Here is a 19,582-nt window from a genome sequence, read left to right as displayed (position 1 = left end):
GCGTTTGCGTCTCATTGATCACGCGATCGTGTCGCCACCGCGTTGCTTACGCTCTGCACCGCAAATATCACGACCGCGTGAGGCGAGGCATGTTGCTCGTCAGCTCACGACGCGATGCGCCGTCAAATCCAGCCGTTTTCCGCACGAATTGAACCAAGCTGGCGCAATTCCAGCTCGCAGCGCGTGCGAGCGGACCTCTGCCCTGCATGCATGATCCTTCATTTGCGCAAACGTTGCATGCGCGCGCGACGGGCGCGGCTTCTTGTCCGGCGAACAGAGAAATGAGCAACATAGCTTTTTAAGTTAGGTGTCTAAGACCTGTTTGCCGATCGCTCTTTCGGCGCCGGTCGCGATGCCTGGCCGATGGAACCGGACCAGAAGACCAAGAACAACAAAATGGATCAGGCGATGCTGAGCGTCGTCCGCGCGGTGGAGGCAGGCGCGACGACGATCAAGGGCGTGATCGACGCCACCGGACTGTCCCGTCTGAAGATCGACCGTGCGTTGACCGCACTGGAGAAGCAGAAGCTGCTGGTTCGCGACGGCCAGGGGTTTCGCGCGACCGGCCTGCCGAAGACGGCACGCCCCGCGCGGCAATGCGGATCGTGCAATGCCTGCTGCGACATCCTCGAGGTGGCCGCGGTCGACAAGCCGGTGAACCAGCTCTGCAAGCATTGGCAGACGGGCACGGGATGCACCATCTACGACCGCCGTCCCCAGATGTGCCGCTCCTTCGTCTGCGCCTGGCTGCAAGGCCATCTCGACGACGACTGGTTTCCCGCAAAATCGGGCATCATCGTGCATTTCAGCCAGGACGCGGTGAACGTCACCGTCGACGACGATTGCCCCGATCGCTGGCGCGAGGAGCCGTATTTCAGCAAGCTCGCCGAATGGTCGCTGAACGGGATCAGGCGAATCGGGAACCGCGGTTATGCAACCCTCGTCGTCTCCAGCGCCGACCGCTTCCTGCTGCTCGGACGCACTATCGTTCCCGATCCGACGCCATCAGGTACCGCGTTCCTGCCGCTGACCGCCGACACGTTCCGATTCTGGCGGGCGACATCGCCCGAGCATTTGCAGCGGCTGCACGAGCGCATCGCCGAGATCGAGCGGATCAGGCAGGAATTCGGCTCCTGCGCTATCCCTGAGAACGAGGACGACGATCCGCAGGCGCCCTATCGGCCCGCACTTCTACGGCTGTCGCATCACGCCTGAACGCCGCCGTGGGCAACACGGCATGATTCGCGCCGTGCCGCTCGACGCGCCGCGAGCGGGTTGATAAGCCCCTGTCCGCGAATGACGGGGACTTGAGTCGGGACATGACGGTTGCAATCGAGATGGGACTGACCACGGCAGGCTCCGCGGCGGCCATGGACCTCGAGGAACTGCTGGCGACCCGTCTCCTGGTGCAGGGCAATTCGGGCTCCGGCAAGTCGCATCTGCTCCGGCGACTGCTCGAACAGAGTGCGCCCTGGGTGCAGCAGGCCATCATCGACCCCGAAGGCGATTTCGTCACGCTGGCCGAGCGGTTCGGCCATCTGGTGATCGAGGCCGAGGATCACACCGAGCGCGGCCTTCAGGTCGCCGGCGAGCGTGCGCGGCTGCATCGCGTCTCCACCGTGCTCAATCTCGAAGGCCTCGACGCCGAGAACCAGATGCGGCGCGCGGCGGCGTTTCTCGGCGGGCTGTTCGACGTCGACCGTGACCATTGGTACCCGATGCTGGTGGTGGTGGACGAGGCGCAGCTGTTCGCGCCGGCGGTTGCCGGCGAAGTCTCGGACGAGGCGCGCAAGCTTTCGCTGGGCGCCATGACCAATTTGATGTGCCGCGGCCGCAAGCGCGGGCTTGCCGGCATCATCGCGACCCAGCGGCTGGCAAAGCTGGCCAAGAACGTCGCGGCGGAAGCCTCCAACTTCCTGATGGGCCGCACTTTCCTCGACATCGACATGGCGCGCGCCGCCGACCTGCTCGGCATGGAGCGGCGGCAGGCGGAAGCCTTTCGCGATCTCGAGCGTGGACAGTTCATGGCGCTCGGCCCCGCGCTGTCACGCCGCCCCCTGCGTTTGAACATCGGCCCGACCGACACCCACGCGCGCAACTCCACGCCGCGGCTGATGCCGCTGCCGGAGGCCGCGCTCGAGGACATGCGCGCCGTGATCCTGGCCGCACCGCCGCCCGATGCCAGCCGGCCGCAGCGCCGGCCCGCGCCTGACCTGCTCGAACAGCTCCGCGCCGCGAAGGCGGCTGCGCCGGAGATCAGCCCCGAAGCAGTCGAGGTCCCGATCAGCGCCGAAGAGCTCGCCGAGCGGCGCGAGCGCGTCGATCGTACGCTTCGTGCCGTGCTCGCCGCGCCCGATGCCGGCTTCCGCGCCGTTGGCGTGCTCTATCAGGAGTTCGTGGTCCGCTGCCGCATCGAGGGACTCGGCTCGGCCGTCCCCGATCTCACCGAATTCCGCCGCATGCTGACGCGCGCACGCGCCGGGCTCGGTGCCGAGCATACCGAGGACGATGCCTGGCAGGACGTCTCGCTGCGCGCCTCGATCCTGCCCGACGACATGCAGGGCGTGTTCATGATGATCGCCCGTGCCGCCAAGGAAGGCTGGCCCTGTCCCGGCGACGCCGCGATCGCGCGCGCCTATGGCTCGCATTCGCTGCGCCGGGCGCAGCGCCTGCTCAGCTATATGGAGGAGCAGGGTCTCATCGTCTGCCAGCTCGACGGCGGCGGACGCAGGATCGTGACGCTGGTGGAGCTGGCCTGGGCGACCGCGCCGGGCGATCCCAATGGCGACGACCTGCCGGTCGAGCCGGCGCCGAGCGCGGCGTCGGCCTAGCGCTACGCGGCCTCGGCGCCGCCGAGATAGGCGTCGCGGATGCGGGGATCGTCCTTCAGCACGCGCGCGGAGCCGGAGAGCACGATCTTGCCGGTCTGGAGCACATAGGCCTCGTGCGCGATCTCGAGCGCGAGGCTGGCGTTCTGCTCGACCATGAAGACCGAGACGCCCTCCTGGTTGATGGTGCGGATCAGCTCCAGCACGCGATCGACATAGAGCGGTGACAGGCCCATGGTCGGCTCGTCCATCACGATCATCCTGGGACGGCTCATCAGCGCGCGCGCCATCGCCACCATCTGCTGCTCGCCGCCGGACAAGGAGCCTGCGCGCTGCGACAGCCGCTGGCCGAGCTTCGGGAACAGCGTCAGCATCTTGTCGAGATCCTGCGCGATCGCCTCGCGGTCGTTGCGCACGAAGGCGCCCATCAAAATGTTCTCGCGGACGCTCATGTCCGCGAACAGCCGCCGCGCCTCCGGCACCGAGGCGATGCCGCGGCGGACGATCTGCGGCGTGGAGAGGCCAATCAGCGAGGCGCCGTCGAACGTCACCTCGCCCGCGCGCGGTTTGACCAGACCGAGGATGATCTTCATCGTCGTCGACTTGCCGCTGGCATTGCCGCCGAGCAGGCAGACGATGTGGCCGCGCGCAACCGTGATCGACAGGTCGAAATGGACCTGGGCCTGGCCGTAGAACGTATTGACGTTCGTCAATGCGAGAAGAGCGTCGGGACTCGTCATGCCGCGCTCTCCTGCTCCGCCGTCCCCGACAGGCCGTGGCCGAGATACGCTTCGACGACCTTCGGATCGCCACGCACCTGTTCGCCCGGGCCTTCCGCGATCTTCTTGCCCTCGTCCATGACGATAACGCGGTCGGAGAGGCGCATCACCATCTCCAGCTTGTGCTCGATCAGGAGAATGGTCAGCCCTTCCGCCTTCAGCTCGGCGACAAGGCCCTGCATCTCGGTCGTTTCGGTCGGGTTCATGCCGGCGGTCGGCTCGTCCAGCAGCAACAGGCGCGGCTTCAGCGCCAGCGCACGGGCGATCTCGACGCGGCGGCGGTTGGCGTAGGAGAGACTGTAAGCGGGCTGGTCGATGCGCGGCAGCAGCCGTTCGCCGAAGCGGGCAAGGATCGTCTTCACCTCCTCGCGCAGCCGCTCTTCTTCGTCCCTAACGCTGGCGGGGCGCAGCAGCGCCAATCCCAATTCCAGCAGCGGGCCGATCACCGGCACCGCCGGCTTCACCGCGCGCAGCCGCGTGTGCGCACCGATCAGGACGTTATCCATCACGCTGAGATTGCCGAAGACGCGACCGAGCTGGAACGTGCGCGCGATGCCCCCGGCCGCGAGCCGTTCCGGCGAGAGACCGGTGATGTCCTGCCCTTCGAAGCTGACATTGCCGGCGTCAGGCCGGTCGAGCCCGGTCACGAGATTGAACAGCGTGGTCTTGCCGGCGCCGTTCGGGCCGATGATGCTGACGAGCTCGCCCTTGGCGAGATCGAGATCGATGGCGTCGACGGCGGTGAGACCGCCGAAACGGCGCGTCAGTCCGCGCAGGGACAGCATGGGCGCGTGCTCTGCCATCACATCGTCCCCAGCAGGCCCTGCGGCCTGAACCGCACCAGCAGCAGCAGCACGATGCCGTAGATCAGGATGCGGTACTCCGCCGCGATCCGGAACACTTCCGGCAGGCCGACCAGCGCGACCGCTCCGACGATGGCGCCGACGACATTGCCGAGGCCGCCGAGGATCACGACGGTCAATGCCAGGATCGATTGCTGCGTGTTGAAGGTCTCGTGGTTGATGTAGGAATAGAGATGCGCGGCGATGCCGCCGCTGACGCCGGCGGCGAAGCCGCCGAAGATGAAGGCCAGTGACTTGTACCTGTTCAGGCTGAGGCCATACGCGCGCGCGGCGATGTCGTCATCGCGGATGGCGCGGAAGCTGCGGCCGAGATGCGAGCCAAGCAGCCGCCCCTGGAGCAGCGCCAGCACGACCATCACGACAAAGCTGAACCAGTAGATCGAGTTCGGGCTGATCAGCTCATAGCCGAACAGCGACAACGGCGGGATTCCGGAGATGCCGATCGGGCCACGCGTGACGCTCTCCCAGTTCAGGATCACCAGCGACACGATCTCTCCGATCGCGAGCGTCGCGATCGACACGTAATGGCCGCGCAGGCGGAACGACGGCGAGATCAGCGCGGTGCCAAGCGCGGCGCTCATCAGGCCGCCGCCGATGATGGCAAGGCCGACCGGAACGGAAAAGGTCAGCGACAGCAGCGCGGAGGTATAGGCGCCGATCGCGAGCAGCGCGGCATGTCCGAGCGAGACCTGGCCGATCGTGCCCGCGACCAGCGTCAGGCTGAGCGCGAGCATGCCGAGCAGCCAGGCGTTGATCAGGGTCTGGAGCACGTAGAAGGACACCGGAAACAGCGGCAGGACCGCAAACGCAGCGGCCGCGACCAGCAGGGCCCAGCGCGGAATGCGCACGGGGCGGCTTGGCGCGATGAACGTGCCGGTCAGCGGCTCGGGCGGCGCCTGCCGGGCGCTCGCGAACAAGCCGTTCGGCCGCAGCACGAGAACGACGACGAGGAGCAGGAAGGCGAACAGATTGCGGTAGCTGGTGCCGAACACGGCGACGCCGTAGCTCTCGACCAGTCCCAGCAAGAGACTACCGATCACCGCGCCCGGCACATTGCCGGCACCGCCGACCACTTCGGCAACGACGCCCTTCAGCGTCGCCTGCAGGCTCATCGCGGTGTCGATCTGGTTGTAGTACATGCCGACCAGCATGCCGGAGACGCCGCCGAGCGCGGCAGCAATGCCGAACACGGCCTGATTGACGCGGTTGACGTCGACGCCCATCTGCATCGCGGCGTCGCGGTCCTGCGCGGTGGCGCGCACCGCCCAGCCGAGCTTGCTGTAGCGCAGGAACACGAACAGCAGGAGCGCGCTGGTGAGGCCGACGCCGGCGATCAGCAGATCGAGCGGGCCGATGGTGCCGCCACCGACCTGGAAGCGGACATCCGGCAGCTGGCTCGGCAGCGCGCGCGGATTGGGCGAGAAGGTCAGCATCACCAGCTGATCGAGCACGAAGCTGATGCCGATGGTGGCGAGCAGCGGCGCGATGCGCACCGAATTCTGGAGCGGACGCAGGCCGAACCGCTCGATGATCAACCCGACGATCGCGGCGGCGACCGCAACGATGATGATCGTCAGGGGAAGCGGCGTATGCAACTGCACCACCGCGACCCAGCCGATATAGGCGCCGACAAGGTAGATCGAGCCTTGCGCGAAGTTGATCAGCCGGCTGACGCCGAAGATCAGCGCGAGCCCGACCGCAACGAGGGCGTAGACATTGCCGACGATCAGCCCGTTGATCGTGTAGTCGAGCCAGGAAGACACGCTGATATCACCGCGTAGAGAGGAAAGCGGCCGGGACCCCCGCCCCGGCCGTCAGGTCATGTCAGGTCGGCTTGCCGTCCCAGAGCGCGAACTGGCCCTTGCGCACGACCAGCTCGGCGTTCATGGCGCCCTTGACGCGGCGGGTCGCGACGTCGAACGTCGCCTGCCCGAAGATCACGCTCGGCACGTCCTTGACCTTGGTGAAGGCGTCGCGGATCGCCTTGCGGTCGGTGCCGCCGATCTTCACCACGGCGGCGGCCATGTTCATCGCATCGTAGGCATAGGCGTTGAAGGCATCGGGCTCGAGCCCGTTGTACTTCTTCTTGAAGCCCACGATGAATTTCTGCACCTCGGGCCGCGGGTCTTCCGGGAAGTAGCGCGTGCCGACATGGACGTCCTCGACCGCCTCGCCGCCAAGCTCGAGGAATTTCGGCGAGTAGACCGAGCTCGCGGCACAGATGACCTGCTTCAGCCCGACCTGTCGGGCCTGACGCGCGATCAAGGCGCCGTCAGAGTAGTAGGAGATCAGGACCAGCCCGTCCGGGTTGGCGTCGCGCACACGCACCAGCGTGGAGCGGAAGTCGCGCTCCTCCGCGATATAGCCCTCGGTGACCGCGATCTCCGCGCCATATTCCTTGGCGGCGTTGACGAAATAGTCGCGGCTGGTGCGGCCCCAATCGGTGTTGAGGTGCAGCACCGCGAGCTTCTTCAGGCCGAGACGCCTCACCGCGTATGACGCCAGCAGCGGCTGCTCGTCGGCCTGGCTGACCGAGGTGCTCCACATGAAGTCGCCGCCCTTGGTGAAATCAGGGTGCGAGTTGGTGAAGCCGAACTGCACGAGGCCGGCGCGCTGATAGATCGGCGAGGCCGCCATCGAGGCGGGACTCGAGAAGTCACCGAGCTCCAGCACGATGGCGGGATTGGAAACGAACTTCTGGGCGATCGCGACAGACTGCCGCGGGTCGCTCTGGCTGTCCTCGAATTGATAGGCGAGCTTGCGGCCGTTGATGCCGCCGGCCGCCTGGATCTCGTCGAGCGCGAGATCAAAACCCTGCTTCCATTGCGTGCCATATTGCGCGTTCGGCCCGGTCAGGGGGCCGCTGACGCCGAGCAGGATCGGCTCTGCATCCGCAAAGGCGCTGCGCGAGACGGCCGCTCCCGCCATCATGGCGGCGAGCGAGCCCTTGACCAGGGTACGACGATCGATGTTGCTCATGTACGGCTCCATCCAGTGTTGAAACAAACCAGCAATTTTTGTGCCGGTGAGATTGCCTATTTCGAGGGCTCGCCGAGCGACAGCATCAACCGGTTCGCCCAGTTGAAGAACGAGGTGCCGTTGATGACATCGACGATCTCGGCATCGTCGAGCCCGGCGCGGCGCAGCTCCGCGATATTGTCAGGCCCGAACGCGATCGGCGTCGCAGCCAGCGCCACCGAGGCCTTGACCACCGCATTCCAGCGCTCACCGAGATCAGCCCCGACGCCCTCGTCGAGCAGACGCTGCACGTCGTCGCGGCGCTTGGAATAGGTGCTGGCAAACCGCGCATGCACGGAGGCGCAATAGATGCAGCCGTTGTAGCGCGAGGTCGCGGCGGCCGCGAGCTCACGCTCGGCGCGCGGCAAGCCGTCGGCAACGTTGTAGAAGATGTCCTTGTCGGTCTTGGTGCGGGCTTCCAGCACCTCGGGATCGCGCACGAGAAGGCGGAAATATTCCGACTTGGCGCGGGCGCGATCGACCAGGCCGGCAAAATGCCGCTCGGTCAATTCGGCCTCGGGCAGCGGATCGATCCACGACACCCAGCCGAGCTCGTCCTGCGTGAATACGACGGGCGGATTGACGGTGTTTGCAGCGCTCATGATTGCTGTCTCCTTATGCGCCGGCCGCGGCGGTCGCAGTGCGTCCGAGCGAGGCGCCGAGCACGCGCAGGCCAGTGACGACGCGCACCTGGAACGACAGGAACGCAACGAGCTGAGAGAAGGTGACGATGCCGGTGTCCGACCAGCCGGCCGCGAGCAGCGCCTTCATATCGGAGGAGGCGGCGTCGCGGGGACGGAACACCAGCAGATGCGCATGCTCGAACGCGGCAGCGAGCCGGGCGCCAAGCTCGGACTTGCGCTCCGCGCTGACGCGATAGATCAGACCGGCCTTGTTCTCGACCGACAACGGTCCGGCCGGAAAGGCGCCGTAGGGACCTGAGGTCTCGCCCCGCGCGATCTCGACCTCGATCGCCTCAATCAGGCGCGCGCCATCGGCGGTCACAGCTAACTTCGCCCGGTAGAAGGCGGCCACGTCGGGGCTGCGGTGAAGGCCGATCACGAAGAACGCGACTGCCGCGCGCTCGACCAGCGAAAAGTCGCCGGCATCGATCGGCTCGAACAGAGAGAGATAGCTCTTCTGCGCATTGTCACGCGCCTGCACGCGCTTCGCGCGGATGCCGTCCAGAGCCGATCCCGGCTCGATCCCGGCGAGCGTGTCGATGATATCCTTCGTACTCATCATTCAGCCTCGTATAATTCCTTGGAGCCGCAGCTAGCCCGCCAACGCGACGTCTGCCGGCACCGTCCGGGTCCAGCCCAGCGCCGGCGCGACCTTCTCCGCGACCAGCTCGATCGAGCGCAGGACATAGGGATGCGGCGCATCGACCGAATGGACCTGGAAGACCAGATCAGTCACCCGCTCCAGCGTCGCATCGGTGCGAAGCGACGCGATGACCTCATCGGCCGCGCCAACATGGGTGTCGAATGCCCTAATCATCTCCTCCAGCGTCTCGCCCGGAGGAAGGTGACCGCCCTTCATGAATTGCGGCAGCGCGCGCCGCAAGCCGATGTCCGCGAGGCGCATCGCCTCGCGATGATCGTCCGCAACGAAGACGCTGCGCGAGGCCATGATGCGCGGCTCGCAGCCCGGCGGCAGCGCAGCGAGATAAGCGTCGATGATCGGATTCTGGATCTCGGCGAGCGTGGCTTTCGGCGCGTCCTTGGCCCGCGGCTGGGTGCGCGAGAGCAACAGGCCATCGCCGGCCTTGCCGGCGCGGGCGCCGCCCGCGACCGAGAATGTCGCCTGCCAGATGCGCTTGTCCAGTTGCGGCCGCTGCGGATAGAGCGTGTCGCCGCCATCGAGCGGCTTGCCGACCAGCGCGGTGCGCACGATCTCCAGGTTGCGGGCAAAGATCTCGTTGCGCTGGGTGCCGTCGAGGCCGAAGGCGGCAAAGGCCGACGGATTGCCGCCGGTGCCGACGCCGAGCTCGAAACGGCCATCGCAGAGGAGGTCGAGCACCGCGGCATCCTCCGCGACCCGCACGGCACTCTCCAGCGGCAGGGTGACGATGCCGGTGCCGAGGCGGATGCGCGAGGTCTGGGCCGCGACGTAACCGAGGAAGGTGAAGGGCGACGGCAGGCCGCCCTCACGCTCATGGAAATGATGCTGCGCTATCCACGCGGAGTCGAGCCCGGCCTTCTCGGCACGCACGATCTGCTCGGCCGCGAAGCGATATCGCTCGGCGGGCGGCGCCTCGTCGAGAAGCCGCGTGAAGAAGCCCAGGCGTTTCAGGTTTGCAAAGCGTTTCATACGATCCCTGTCGGGCGAGGATGGGCCCCGATGATGTCGGTTGCCGCAGCTCCACACAAGCGGGCATTGCGCAAGGCTCATACGCAACGCCGCCCGCCGGATCGCCCCTTACGCTGGACTCTGGCTGGGCAGACTGCCTACCAGCTCGGCAGCACCGCGCCCTTGAACTTGGTCAGGATGAACTCCTTCACCTCAGGCGTGTGATAGCTGTCCACCAACACCTTGACCCAGGGCTTGTCCTTGTCGGCGATGCGCACGGCGATCAGGTTGACATAGGGCCCCTTCGGGTCTTCGCGCAGGATCGGATCCTTGACCGGATCGAGGCCCGCCTGGGTTGCATAATTGGTGTTGATCGCGGCTGCATCGACGTCGTCGAGCGCGCGCGGCGCCTGCGCCGCATCGACCTCGATGAATTTCAGCTTCTTGGGATTCTCGGTGATGTCGAGCACCGTCGGCTTGAAACCCGTGCCGTCCTTCAGCTTGATCACGCCCTTGTCGCGCAGCAGCAGCAGCACGCGCCCGCCATTGGTCGGATCGTTCGGGATCGAGACCTTGCCGCCCTCGGGGATGTCGGCGAAGGCCTTGTGCTTCTTCGAATAGACGCCGATCGGGAAGTTCACGGTCAGGCCGACAGCCTCGATCTTGTAGCCACGGTCGGCCTTCTGGTTGTCGAGGTAAGGCTGGTTCTGGAACGAATTGGCCTGGATCTCGCCGGCATCGAGCGCGGCGTTCGGTACGACGTAGTCGGAGAACTCGAGGAGCTGGATATCGAGGCCCTGCTTGGCAGCGATCGGCTTCACCGCCTCGAGGATCTGCGCATGCGGCCCCGGCGTCACGCCGATCTTGATGGTCTCGGCGTGAGCTGCGGCCGACCAGGCGACGAGCAGGGTCGAGAGGATCAGGGGAAGGCGAAACGACATCTTGGTCTCCAAAACTCTGCGGCAATGATTGGAACCGTATTCGCTTCTCCGCCGGGCGAAATCAATGAAATGGAAATCCATATTGGCTGCCTGGGCGGGCGAGCCTTTCTCCATTCGGCGCGAAACGGGAAACGAATTATCGGCGACGGCGGCACCTTCTGCAAGCGTGACGCCTGTCACGGCAAGGCAGCGCGCGGAGAGCGAGATTGGCGGCAGGCTCTGCAATAAAGACCAGCCAGGAGAGCAGCCATGACCGCCCTCGCCGCCCTGAAGTTCACTAGCCGGAACCGGCTCGAATGTTTTGCGCTTTATGCCCTGCTCCAGGGCGTGCCGTTCTATTCCGGCTTGGCGCTAACGATGAAGCTGATCAACACGTCCGAATTCGTCGGCGAGCCCTGTGGCGCGGCCATGTTCGTTGCGATGGCGTCAACCCTGCATGCGCTGGTGAATCTGTGGCTCGGGCCGAAGTTTCCGTATTTCTTCAGACACAGCTTCGAGCCGCTGTTCACCGATCCGGCGCTGTCCTTCTCCGAAAAGGTCACGCGCTGGCTGGCGCATCCGAACACGCCGCTCAAGTTGCTGAGCAATCTGCTGCTGCTGTCGGCGCTGGCCGTCGGCGTCGCCGGCATCCAGTGAGCCGGTTCACTCGGTTCGCCAGGTCGATGGCGACAGCATGATCAGGACACAGATCGCGGCATAGGCAGCCAGCGACACCGTGACCATGGTGGCCAGGCCCGCCATGCCCGCGCCAAAGCTCGCCACCGCGATCCAGCCGCCGCCGGCCGCGATCAGGATGCGCGCGACCGACGATGCGAGCGGGCCCATGGCGCGGCCGGTACCTTGGGCCGCGAAGGACGTCACGAAGCCGAAGCCCAGCGCGGCATAGGCCGGCGCGACGATGCGCAAATAGGTCATGCCTTCGCTCACCACCTCGGCATCGTGGCTGAAGAGATTGAGCCAGGCGGTCGGGAAGATCGCAACGAGCAAGCCGATCGCGCCGGTCATGATCATGCCGACCACGCCACTGACCCAGCCGATTTTCCGCGCCCGCGCCGTTTGGCCCGCACCCATGTTGACGCCGACCATCGTCAGCGTCGCGGTGCTGATGCCGAACAGCAGCGGGATCATGATGTAGTCGAGCCGGGAGGCGATGCCGTAGCCGGCGAGCGCGGAGGTGCCGAACAGGCCGACCGCGCCGGTGACGAGGATGACGGTGAGATTGGTCAGCACAGCGTTGAACGCGGTGGGGATGCCGACCTTCAGCATGTCACCAAAAATCTTCGCGCGAAGCGGCACGATGTGCAGCTTCAGGCCGGTCGCGCCCGAAGCCATGTAGCGCAGCAGGAACAGCATCGCCGCGCCGTAATAAAGCCCGAAGGCAACACCGGCGCCGCCGATGCCGAGCCGCGGGATCGGCCCGAAGCCGAAGATCAGGGCCGGCGAGACCGGAATGGTCACGATCGCACCGACCAGCGTCACCAGCGCCGGCACCCTGACATTGCCGGAGCCGCGCAGCGCCGCCGCCTGGAGATTGACGATCCAGACCGGAATGGCGCCGGCGAAGAGGTAGTTGGAATAGGTGGTGGCGGCATCGAGGGCACCGTCGGTGCCACCGAGGGCGCGATACAGATGCGGGCCGCCGACGGTGACGCCCAGCGTGAACACGCCGCCGGCAATGATCGCGAGCACGACGGCATGAAGCAGCGCCGCCTCGGCGTCATCGCGGCGGCCCGCCCCGACCGCACGCGCCACCGAGGATGCAACGCCGGAGCCGAACCCGCCATTCGACATCATCGTCATTAGCATGAAGATCGGGAACACCAGCGCGGCGCCCGCCAGCGCATCGGTGCCGAGAAAACCAACATAATAGGCCTCCGCAATGTTCACCGCGGTTTGCGCCACCAGCACGGTCACGGTCGGTGCCGCGAGGCGGAGCAGCGTCGGGAGGATCGGCGCGGTCAGCAGCGCAACCCGCTTCTGCTCGGCCGCGTTTGGGGTCACCGCGACGTTCGGGGTAGCTGCCTGACGCAGCGGCGCCGCAGTGCGTGCCACGATTGGCGTGGCGGACAGGGCCGGCGCGGCGGCATCCTCGACTGACATGGGTTCGGTCCTCTGGTTCCCTGAAGGCACGGCCCATCGACCGCCCATTTGCATTATGGTCATAATGTATTATTATGATCGTAATGCAATAGACCCGGCCTCACGATTTTGTGGCCGGGAAAGGCCGAGGTCGCAGGAGGCGGGATTGGCGCGTTACGACAAGGGACACCGGGACACGACTCGCCAGCACATCCTCGATGTTGCCTCCGCGCAGTTCCGCGAGAGCGGCATCGCCGCGGTCGGGCTCGCCGGCATCATGGCGGAGGCAGGCCTGACCAACGGCGCCTTCTACACGCATTTCGACTCCAAGGAGGATCTGGTGCGCGCGGTGCTGCTCGACGCGCTGGAGCGGCGCGAGCAACGGCACAAGGACAATCTCGAAAACGGCGTCGCGCTGGAGACCACGATCCGCGACTACCTCTCCCCTAGGCATCGCGACCGTGCGGCAACCGGCTGCCCGACAGCGGCGCTGGTGTCAGAGATCGCGCGGCATCCGAAGGCGACGCGCGATGCCTTCACCGGAAAGATGTCCGACATCCTCGCGCTGATGGCGGCGCAGATGCCGGATGGTTCGGCCGCCGCGCGGCGGCGGCGTGCGATTTCGGTCTATGCGACCATGGTCGGCGCGTTGCAATTGTCGCGCGCGGTCAGCGACAAGCAATTGTCTGAGGAGATCTTGGAGAAAGCAATCGAGGCCGCGCTCACACTCGCGAATGGACCGTGATGCAAGTGTGGCCATTTCCCGGCCGCGGCAATGAATCTTTTGCCGGAGCAACACAGCGAAACTTGATGGATTTGCGCCGGCCGGGTTAGCGTGGCTCGCGGCCTTACAACTTCCCCAAGTTCGTTTAGCTCGCGCCGGATCGCCGCTTGAATGTTTCAGGCGGCGATCCGGTACTGCCTTCGCTAGACGATGCCGCCTTGCCGAAGCGCCTCGATCGCAGACGCGTCGTAACCGAGTTCCATCAAAACACGATCGGTATGCTCGCCAAGCGTCGGCGGGCGGCTTGCGATCTCACCCGGCGTTTCCGACAGCCGCACAGCAGCCCGCACCACCGGCGCGGGTTTCGGCAAGCCGGGATAATCGACGTCCTGCATGAAACCGGCAGCGCGAATGTGCGGATGATCCAGTGCCTGTTGCGGGCTCAGCACGGGTCCGGTCGGGATCATCGCTTTGCCCAACGTGTCGACGGCCTCCTGCGTGGTGCGCTCGGCGCACCAGCGCGCCATCCGCTCGCTGATGACGGGGCCGTTGTTGCCGCGGCTGATATCGTCGGCAAAGCGCGGATCGTTCAGCCACTGCTCCTCCTCACCCATCAGCCTGGCCCAACGCTTGAACAGCGGATGACCCGTGACCTGGCACAGCACCCAGCCGTCCTTGGTACGGTAGATATCGGCGGGCGCTGCTGTCTGGCCGAGATTTCCGGTCGGCACGCGATTGACGTTGATGACGGCCTGCTCGATCAGCGTGGCATTGGTGAAGGACAGCGCGGTCGCCAGCAACGCGCCCTCGACGATCTGCCCACGCCCGGATTTGCCGCGCTCCATCAGCGCGGCGAGCGTGCCGAAGGCGCAGTGCAGCGCGGTTCCGAAATCGACCCAGTTCACTGCGGCCCGGTAAGGCGGATCGCCGGCGCCGGTCATGTAGACCGAGCCCGACATGACCTGGCCGACGCCGTCGAAGCCGACGCGGTCCGACCAGGGCCCCGGCCCGCCGAACGCGGTGGCCGTCGTCAGGATGATGTCGGGCTTGATCGCCTTCAGCTGCTCGTAATCGAGCTTCATCGCGCGCAAGGTCTGCGGCGGCAGATTGGCAACGACCACGTCCGCGGTCGCGATCAGGCGCCGCATCACCTCCTGCCCTTCCGGCTTCATCGGGTCGAGCGTGATGCACTTCTTGTTGCGGTTGACCTGAAGGAACAGCGCGCCTTCACCGCCCTCGCCGACCGGCGCCACGAAGCGGTCCTCGCTGCCGTCGCGCTTTTCCACGCGGATGACCTCGGCGCCGAATTCGGCCAGCAAGGTCGCGCAATAGGGACCTGCGATATAGCGCCCGAAATCCAGGACGCGCACGCCTTCCAGAACTCCCCCCATCGATCCCTTTCCTTATATCTTTCGTCCAGGTTACAGGGACTGACTACCACGGCAAGGTGGCAACGGCATCGTGCCCCGCCCTCAAGATGTGATCGGTCAACAGTTTCGGCTGGCGGACATTCTGCTCTAGTATGGCCCGTCCGTCCTCCAGCGAGAAGCGTACATCCATGCCGCAACAATTCGATCGATCCGCAGAAGATCTCGGCAACGCCATCCATCTCGAGCACGTCAACATCCAGGTGCCGGATCAGCGTTTGGCGACCTTATTCTACGTCACGGGACTTGGGCTCACCCGCGATCCCTATCTGATGGTGTCCGACACCAACATGTGGATCAATGCCGGGCGGAGCCAGTTTCATCTGCCGAGCGGCAGGCCTCAGGTGCTGCGTGGCCATACCGGCCTCGTCATCGAGGGCCGCGAGGCCCTGCTGGCGCGGCTGGCGTCGGTCGCCAGGAAGCTCGAAGGCACGGCATTCACCTTCGCCGAGCACAACGACCATGTCGAAGCGACCTGTCCGTGGGGCAACCGCATGCGCGTCCATGAACCGGACGCATCGCGCTTCGGGCGCATCGCGCTCGGCATTCCCTATGTCGAATTCGACGTGCCCATGGGAACGGCGCCGGCGATTGCCGCCTTCTACCCTGACATCATGGGCATGCCCGCGGCTCTGCGGACTAGCGACGGCGCGGTTGCGGCAGTGAGGACCGGCCGCGACCAGCATCTGCTGTTCCGCGAGACCGATCGGCCGCTGGGCGACTATGACGGGCATCATGTCCAGATGTACATCACCGATTTCTCCAGCCCTTACCGCAAGCTGCTCGCACGCGACCTGATCTCGCGCGAGGACAATCAATATCAATACCGGTTCTGCGACATCGTCGATCTCGACAGCGGCAGGAAGCTGTTCAAGGTCGAGCACGAGGTGCGCAGCGCGACCCACCCGATGTTCATGCGGCCAATGGTCAATCGCAATCCCGTGGTCACCAACCGCAATTACGCGTTCGGCCACGATCAGACGTCATGGGCGATGGGGCCGGACCAGTACGACGGATAGGCAGCGGCAAAATCGGCGAGCGAAGCCGCGTGCGTCTAGACTACCTCGGTCGCATCGACGCTTCCAAGCACATCCGGCGCGCGCCGCCGGTCGCCGGCGGACATGCGGCGATAGACCACGATCGAGACGAGCCAGGCGAGCGCGAACAGCGCGATCACGACGAAGCCGAAATTGGCGAGCGAGTCGTTGACGGCCTCGACCAGCGACCACAACCCGCCGGACAGGCCGAGCCGGTCGCCGATCAGCCCCAGCGCCTCGATGCCGCCGATGAACAGCGCGACCGCGACGGAGGCGCCGGTGATGGTGAGGTTGTACCAGAGCTTGCGATAGGGATCGACGAAGGCCCAGCGATAGGCGCTCACCATCAGCGCGGAATCGGCGGTGTCGACCAGCGCCATGCCGGCGGCGAACAGAGCCGGGAACACCAGCACATGCGCAAGCGAGGCGCCGCGCGTGGCTTCGGTGGCGGAGATGCCGAGCAGGCCGATTTCGGTCGCGGTGTCGAAGCCGAGCCCGAACAGCAGCCCGAGCGGATACATGTGCCAGGGTTTGGTGACGAGGCGGAACATCGGGCTGAGCAAGCGCGCCAGGACTCCGCGGTTCGCGAGCAGCGCATCGAGCTGCGCAGCGTCATGGATGCCTTGCTCGCGCACCTGCCGCAGGATCCGCCACAGACCGACGAAGATGGCGAGGTTGATCGCGGCGATCGCCAGCAGGAACAGCGCCGACACCGAGGTGCCGATCAAGGAGCCGATCTCCTTCAGCAGGCTGTCGCCGCCGAGGCTCACGACGCCGAGCGCGAGCAGCGTGGTCGCGGCCAGCACGACGGTGGAGTGACCGAGCGCGAAATAGAGGCCGACGCTTCGCGGCGTATCGCCCGCCTGCATCAGCTTGCGCACGACGTTATCGATCGCGGCGATATGGTCGGCATCGACGGCATGGCGCAGGCCGAACACCCAGGCGAGCAGCGCGGTCGCCATCACCGCGGGCCGGTCGCCGAACATCGCGAAGGCAAAGCCCCACGCGGCGATGTTGGCGGCGATCAGCCCGCCGAACAGCACGCCCGGCTCGAACACCTGCCTCGCAACACCACCTGACCGAACCACGCCACCCCTCCGAGTATGAGGTTTATATCAATCCATCATACTGACGGGCAAGAGCCGCGCCGCCCGCAGTCGCGCATCTCTGTTAGGCAGCCTGGCCATAGCAACACGATGGCCGCGATCACGGTTTGACATACGCGGGCTCGCCATTTCGCCGCAGGGCTTCCCGCCCCCTTTGACTCCACGAGGCCCGACGTGCTGCGCTAGAGTGCATGTTACTTGCATGCCGGTGACGACGTCTCTTTGTGAAGGTGGAGCTGATCCGATGAACGAAAACGAAATCCGCGAGGCAATCGCGGAAGTGAAACAGGGCACGCTGTCGCGGCGCTCGTTCATCCGGACAATGGCTGCGGTCGGGATCGCGGCGCCCGTCGCGAGCCAGATCCTGCTCTGGAACGACGTGGCGATGGCGGACGCCACGCTTGCCTACAAGCCGACCAAGGCCGGCGGCGGCGGCCCGCTGAAAATCCTGATCTGGCAGGCCCCCACCCTGCTCAATCCGCATTTCGCGCTCGGCACCAAGGACCAGGTCGCCTCGCGCATCTTCTTCGAGCCGCTCGCCGGCTGGGACAAGGAGGGCAACCTGATCCCCTGCCTCGCCGCCGAGGTTCCGACCAAGGCGAATGGCGGCCTCTCGGCGGACGGCACCAGCGTGATCTGGAAGCTGAAGCAGGGCGTGCGGTGGCATGACGGCAAGCCCTTTACCGCCGACGATGTCGTTTTCACGTGGGCTTACGCCGCGGATCTGGCGACCGCCGCCTACACCACGGGGTCCTACCAGAACATCAAGGTCGAGAAGATCGACGACCACACCGTCAAGGTGATCTTCAAGGCCCCGACGCCGTTCTGGGCCGACCCCTTTGTCGGCTCGGTCGGCCAAATCCTGCCAAAACATCATTTCGGCGAGTATGCCGGTGCAAAGTCGCGCGACGCGCCGGGCAATCTGAAGCCGGTCGGCACCGGTCCCTATAAATTCGTCGAGTTCAAGCCGGGCGATTTGATCCTGGCCGAACGCAACCCCGACTATCACGTCAAGAACCAGCCGCATTTCGACACGCTCGAGGTCAAGGGCGGCGGCGATGCGGTCTCCGCCGCGCGCGCCGTGCTGCAGACCGGCGAATATGACTATGCCTGGAACCTGCTGGTGGAGGACGAGGTCCTCAAGCGCATGGAGGCCAGCGGCAAGGGCAAGGTGGAGTTCACGCTCTCCGGCGGCGTCGAGTTCATCGTCCTCAACACCACGGACCCCTGGAGCGAGGTCGACGGCGAGCGATCGAGTGTCAAGACAAAGCACCCGACGCTGTCCGATCCGGCCGTTCGCCGGGCGTTCAACCTGCTGGTCGACCGCGAGGCGATCCAGAAATTCATCTACGGTCGCGCCGCCGTCGCAACGGCGAGCTTCGTCAACCAGCCCAGCCAGTTCAAGTCGACCAGACTGAAATACGAGTTCAACGTCGACAAGGCGAACAAGATCCTCGACGAGGCCGGCTGGAAGATGGGCGCTGACGGCATTCGCGAGAAGGACGGCAAGAAGCTCAAATACGTGTTCCAGACCTCGATCAACGCCCCGCGCCAGAAGACGCAGGCCATCATCAAGCAGGCCTGCCAGAAGGCCGGCATCGACATCGAGCTCAAATCGGTCACCGCATCGGTGTTCTTCTCGTCGGATGTCGGCAACCCCGACACCTACTCCAAGCTCTATGCCGACATGGAGATGTACAACACGACGCAGCCGCAGCCCGATCCGGAGCGCTTCCTGAACCAGTGCGTCTCCTGGGAGATTTCGTCCAAGGAGAACAAATGGCTGGGCCGCAACGTCTCGCGCTGGTCCGATCCCGAGGCCGACAAGGCCTACAAGGCCGCGCAGAGCGAGCTCGATCCGGTCAAGCGCGCCGCGCTGCTGATCAAGGTCAACGAGACCTTCTGCGAAGCCAACGTGCTGGTGCCGCTGCTCTCGCGCAACATCGTCGGCGGCTCCGTCAACAGTCTCATGGCCGATATCTCGGGGTGGGACGTCACGACGTGGAATCTGGGGAGCTGGTATCGGAGCTCGTAGGTCGCAGGATGGGTCAAGCGAAGCGAAACCCATCACGCTCTCTTATCCTGCGGACTCAACTGCTTCCCCATCGTCATTGCGAGCGCAGCAATCCAGAGTCTTTCCGCGGAGGGATTCTGGATTGCTTCCGCCTTCGCCAAAGGCTTCGGCGGACAAGTCGCTGCGCTCGCAATGACGGGATGTGAGGCGACAGGATCGTTCTCCAAACACCAGTGTCATTCCCCGCGAAGGCGGGGAATCCAGTACGCTGCGGCTTCTCGGCTCAATCATAGCTGTCTCGGAGTACTGGATCGCCCGTCCCAGTGCGCAATTGCGCACAAGCCGGGCGATGACAGCGAGTGTGTAGCCGCAGACACGCCTTCGCAGCCTCGCGGCGCAATTCGCCCGAGCTTTGCCTGGTCGCTCCACCCTCTTGTCCAAGAGGGCGCAGGGAAGGCCGGGTGCTGACCTCGC

General features: G+C 65.5%; 17 protein-coding genes. 6 read left to right on the top strand and 11 right to left on the bottom strand.

Features of this window, described 5'->3' with window-relative positions:
• Positions 1-396 precede the first annotated feature (396 nt).
• Positions 397-1,215 carry a YkgJ family cysteine cluster protein gene (locus AC1RR3_RS36585; protein WP_492830011.1) on the top strand — a complete coding sequence of 273 codons (819 nt, stop codon included), beginning with the start codon at positions 397-399 and terminating at the stop codon, positions 1,213-1,215.
• Between the two features lie 104 nt (positions 1,216-1,319).
• Entirely contained in the window at positions 1,320-2,831 is a 1,512-nt protein-coding gene (locus AC1RR3_RS36580; protein WP_492829852.1) for a helicase HerA domain-containing protein, read from the top strand.
• Positions 2,832-2,833: 2 nt separating this feature from the next.
• Here the strand turns inward: AC1RR3_RS36580 and AC1RR3_RS36575 are convergent, their stop codons facing one another.
• The 8 genes from AC1RR3_RS36575 to AC1RR3_RS36540 all read right to left on the bottom strand — a co-directional run bounded on the left by AC1RR3_RS36575 (position 2,834) and on the right by AC1RR3_RS36540 (position 10,721).
• Positions 2,834-3,568, bottom strand: coding sequence for an ABC transporter ATP-binding protein (locus AC1RR3_RS36575; protein ID WP_492829850.1), 735 nt, complete (start codon positions 3,566-3,568; stop codon positions 2,834-2,836).
• Positions 3,565-4,410 carry an ABC transporter ATP-binding protein gene (locus AC1RR3_RS36570; protein WP_492829848.1) on the bottom strand — a complete coding sequence of 282 codons (846 nt, stop codon included), beginning with the start codon at positions 4,408-4,410 and terminating at the stop codon, positions 3,565-3,567. The genes AC1RR3_RS36575 and AC1RR3_RS36570 overlap by 4 nt, the downstream gene beginning before the upstream one ends.
• Complete coding sequence (locus AC1RR3_RS36565; RefSeq protein ID WP_492829846.1) at positions 4,410-6,233, bottom strand: ABC transporter permease; 1,824 nt, start codon at positions 6,231-6,233, stop codon at positions 4,410-4,412. Before AC1RR3_RS36565 ends, AC1RR3_RS36570 begins: the two co-directional genes overlap by 1 nt.
• 61 nt (positions 6,234-6,294) lie before the next feature.
• Entirely contained in the window at positions 6,295-7,449 is a 1,155-nt protein-coding gene (locus AC1RR3_RS36560) for an ABC transporter substrate-binding protein (protein WP_492829844.1), read from the bottom strand.
• 56 nt (positions 7,450-7,505) lie between these two features.
• Positions 7,506-8,090 (bottom strand): alkylhydroperoxidase domain protein, encoded by a 585-nt coding sequence (locus AC1RR3_RS36555; RefSeq protein ID WP_492829842.1) that lies wholly within the window; start codon positions 8,088-8,090, stop codon positions 7,506-7,508.
• Positions 8,091-8,103: 13 nt separating this feature from the next.
• Entirely contained in the window at positions 8,104-8,730 is a 627-nt protein-coding gene (locus tag AC1RR3_RS36550; protein ID WP_492830009.1) for a CMD domain protein, read from the bottom strand.
• 33 nt (positions 8,731-8,763) lie between these two features.
• Complete coding sequence (locus AC1RR3_RS36545) at positions 8,764-9,801, bottom strand: putative FMN-dependent luciferase-like monooxygenase (protein ID WP_492829840.1); 1,038 nt, start codon at positions 9,799-9,801, stop codon at positions 8,764-8,766.
• Positions 9,802-9,938: 137 nt separating this feature from the next.
• Positions 9,939-10,721 carry a MetQ/NlpA family ABC transporter substrate-binding protein gene (locus AC1RR3_RS36540; RefSeq protein WP_492829838.1) on the bottom strand — a complete coding sequence of 261 codons (783 nt, stop codon included), beginning with the start codon at positions 10,719-10,721 and terminating at the stop codon, positions 9,939-9,941.
• A 249-nt stretch (positions 10,722-10,970) separates the two neighbouring features.
• Between AC1RR3_RS36540 and AC1RR3_RS36535 the strand changes: the two genes are divergently transcribed.
• Positions 10,971-11,357 (top strand): hypothetical protein, encoded by a 387-nt coding sequence (locus tag AC1RR3_RS36535; protein WP_492829836.1) that lies wholly within the window; start codon positions 10,971-10,973, stop codon positions 11,355-11,357.
• 6 nt (positions 11,358-11,363) lie between these two features.
• On the opposite strand, the gene AC1RR3_RS36530 is transcribed toward AC1RR3_RS36535, so the two are convergent.
• A complete protein-coding gene (locus tag AC1RR3_RS36530; protein ID WP_492829834.1) occupies positions 11,364-12,821 on the bottom strand; it encodes an MATE family efflux transporter in 1,458 nt (485 codons plus the stop codon).
• Between the two features lie 145 nt (positions 12,822-12,966).
• Here AC1RR3_RS36530 and AC1RR3_RS36525 point away from each other — a divergent pair, with 145 nt between their 5' ends.
• Entirely contained in the window at positions 12,967-13,545 is a 579-nt protein-coding gene (locus tag AC1RR3_RS36525) for a TetR/AcrR family transcriptional regulator (protein WP_492829832.1), read from the top strand.
• A 182-nt stretch (positions 13,546-13,727) separates the two neighbouring features.
• On the opposite strand, the gene AC1RR3_RS36520 is transcribed toward AC1RR3_RS36525, so the two are convergent.
• On the bottom strand, positions 13,728-14,915 hold the full coding sequence (locus tag AC1RR3_RS36520; RefSeq protein ID WP_492829830.1) for a CaiB/BaiF CoA transferase family protein: 1,188 nt from the start codon (positions 14,913-14,915) through the stop codon (positions 13,728-13,730).
• Positions 14,916-15,082: 167 nt separating this feature from the next.
• Here AC1RR3_RS36520 and AC1RR3_RS36515 point away from each other — a divergent pair, with 167 nt between their 5' ends.
• Positions 15,083-15,970, top strand: a complete 888-nt coding sequence (locus tag AC1RR3_RS36515) for a hypothetical protein (RefSeq protein ID WP_492829828.1) — start codon at positions 15,083-15,085, stop codon at positions 15,968-15,970.
• Positions 15,971-16,005: 35 nt separating this feature from the next.
• On the opposite strand, the gene AC1RR3_RS36510 is transcribed toward AC1RR3_RS36515, so the two are convergent.
• Positions 16,006-17,076: a HoxN/HupN/NixA family nickel/cobalt transporter gene (locus tag AC1RR3_RS36510; RefSeq protein ID WP_492829826.1), complete on the bottom strand. Its 1,071-nt coding sequence runs from the start codon at positions 17,074-17,076 to the stop codon at positions 16,006-16,008.
• A gap of 262 nt (positions 17,077-17,338) precedes the next feature.
• Here AC1RR3_RS36510 and AC1RR3_RS36505 point away from each other — a divergent pair, with 262 nt between their 5' ends.
• Complete coding sequence (locus AC1RR3_RS36505; protein ID WP_492829824.1) at positions 17,339-19,129, top strand: peptide ABC transporter substrate-binding protein; 1,791 nt, start codon at positions 17,339-17,341, stop codon at positions 19,127-19,129.
• Positions 19,130-19,582: the final 453 nt, after the last annotated feature.

This window comes from Bradyrhizobium sp. GW821-FHT13H05 (assembly GCF_058804065.1).
This window is presented reverse-complemented; position numbering and strand designations above follow the sequence as displayed.

Bases quoted from the DNA above. Each gene is read 5' to 3' on its own strand.
- AC1RR3_RS36585 (WP_492830011.1), top strand. From the start codon at position 397: ATGGATCAGGCGATGCTGAGCGTCGTCCGCGCGGTGGAGGCAGGCGCG.
- AC1RR3_RS36580 (WP_492829852.1), top strand. From the start codon at position 1,320: ATGACGGTTGCAATCGAGATGGGACTGACCACGGCAGGCTCCGCGGCG.
- AC1RR3_RS36575 (WP_492829850.1), bottom strand. From the start codon at position 3,568: ATGACGAGTCCCGACGCTCTTCTCGCATTGACGAACGTCAATACGTTC.
- AC1RR3_RS36570 (WP_492829848.1), bottom strand. From the start codon at position 4,410: ATGGCAGAGCACGCGCCCATGCTGTCCCTGCGCGGACTGACGCGCCGT.
- AC1RR3_RS36560 (WP_492829844.1), bottom strand. From the start codon at position 7,449: ATGAGCAACATCGATCGTCGTACCCTGGTCAAGGGCTCGCTCGCCGCC.
- AC1RR3_RS36555 (WP_492829842.1), bottom strand. From the start codon at position 8,090: ATGAGCGCTGCAAACACCGTCAATCCGCCCGTCGTATTCACGCAGGAC.
- AC1RR3_RS36550 (WP_492830009.1), bottom strand. From the start codon at position 8,730: ATGAGTACGAAGGATATCATCGACACGCTCGCCGGGATCGAGCCGGGA.
- AC1RR3_RS36545 (WP_492829840.1), bottom strand. From the start codon at position 9,801: ATGAAACGCTTTGCAAACCTGAAACGCCTGGGCTTCTTCACGCGGCTT.
- AC1RR3_RS36540 (WP_492829838.1), bottom strand. From the start codon at position 10,721: ATGTCGTTTCGCCTTCCCCTGATCCTCTCGACCCTGCTCGTCGCCTGG.
- AC1RR3_RS36535 (WP_492829836.1), top strand. From the start codon at position 10,971: ATGACCGCCCTCGCCGCCCTGAAGTTCACTAGCCGGAACCGGCTCGAA.
- AC1RR3_RS36530 (WP_492829834.1), bottom strand. From the start codon at position 12,821: ATGTCAGTCGAGGATGCCGCCGCGCCGGCCCTGTCCGCCACGCCAATC.
- AC1RR3_RS36520 (WP_492829830.1), bottom strand. From the start codon at position 14,915: ATGGGGGGAGTTCTGGAAGGCGTGCGCGTCCTGGATTTCGGGCGCTAT.
- AC1RR3_RS36515 (WP_492829828.1), top strand. From the start codon at position 15,083: ATGCCGCAACAATTCGATCGATCCGCAGAAGATCTCGGCAACGCCATC.
- AC1RR3_RS36505 (WP_492829824.1), top strand. From the start codon at position 17,339: ATGAACGAAAACGAAATCCGCGAGGCAATCGCGGAAGTGAAACAGGGC.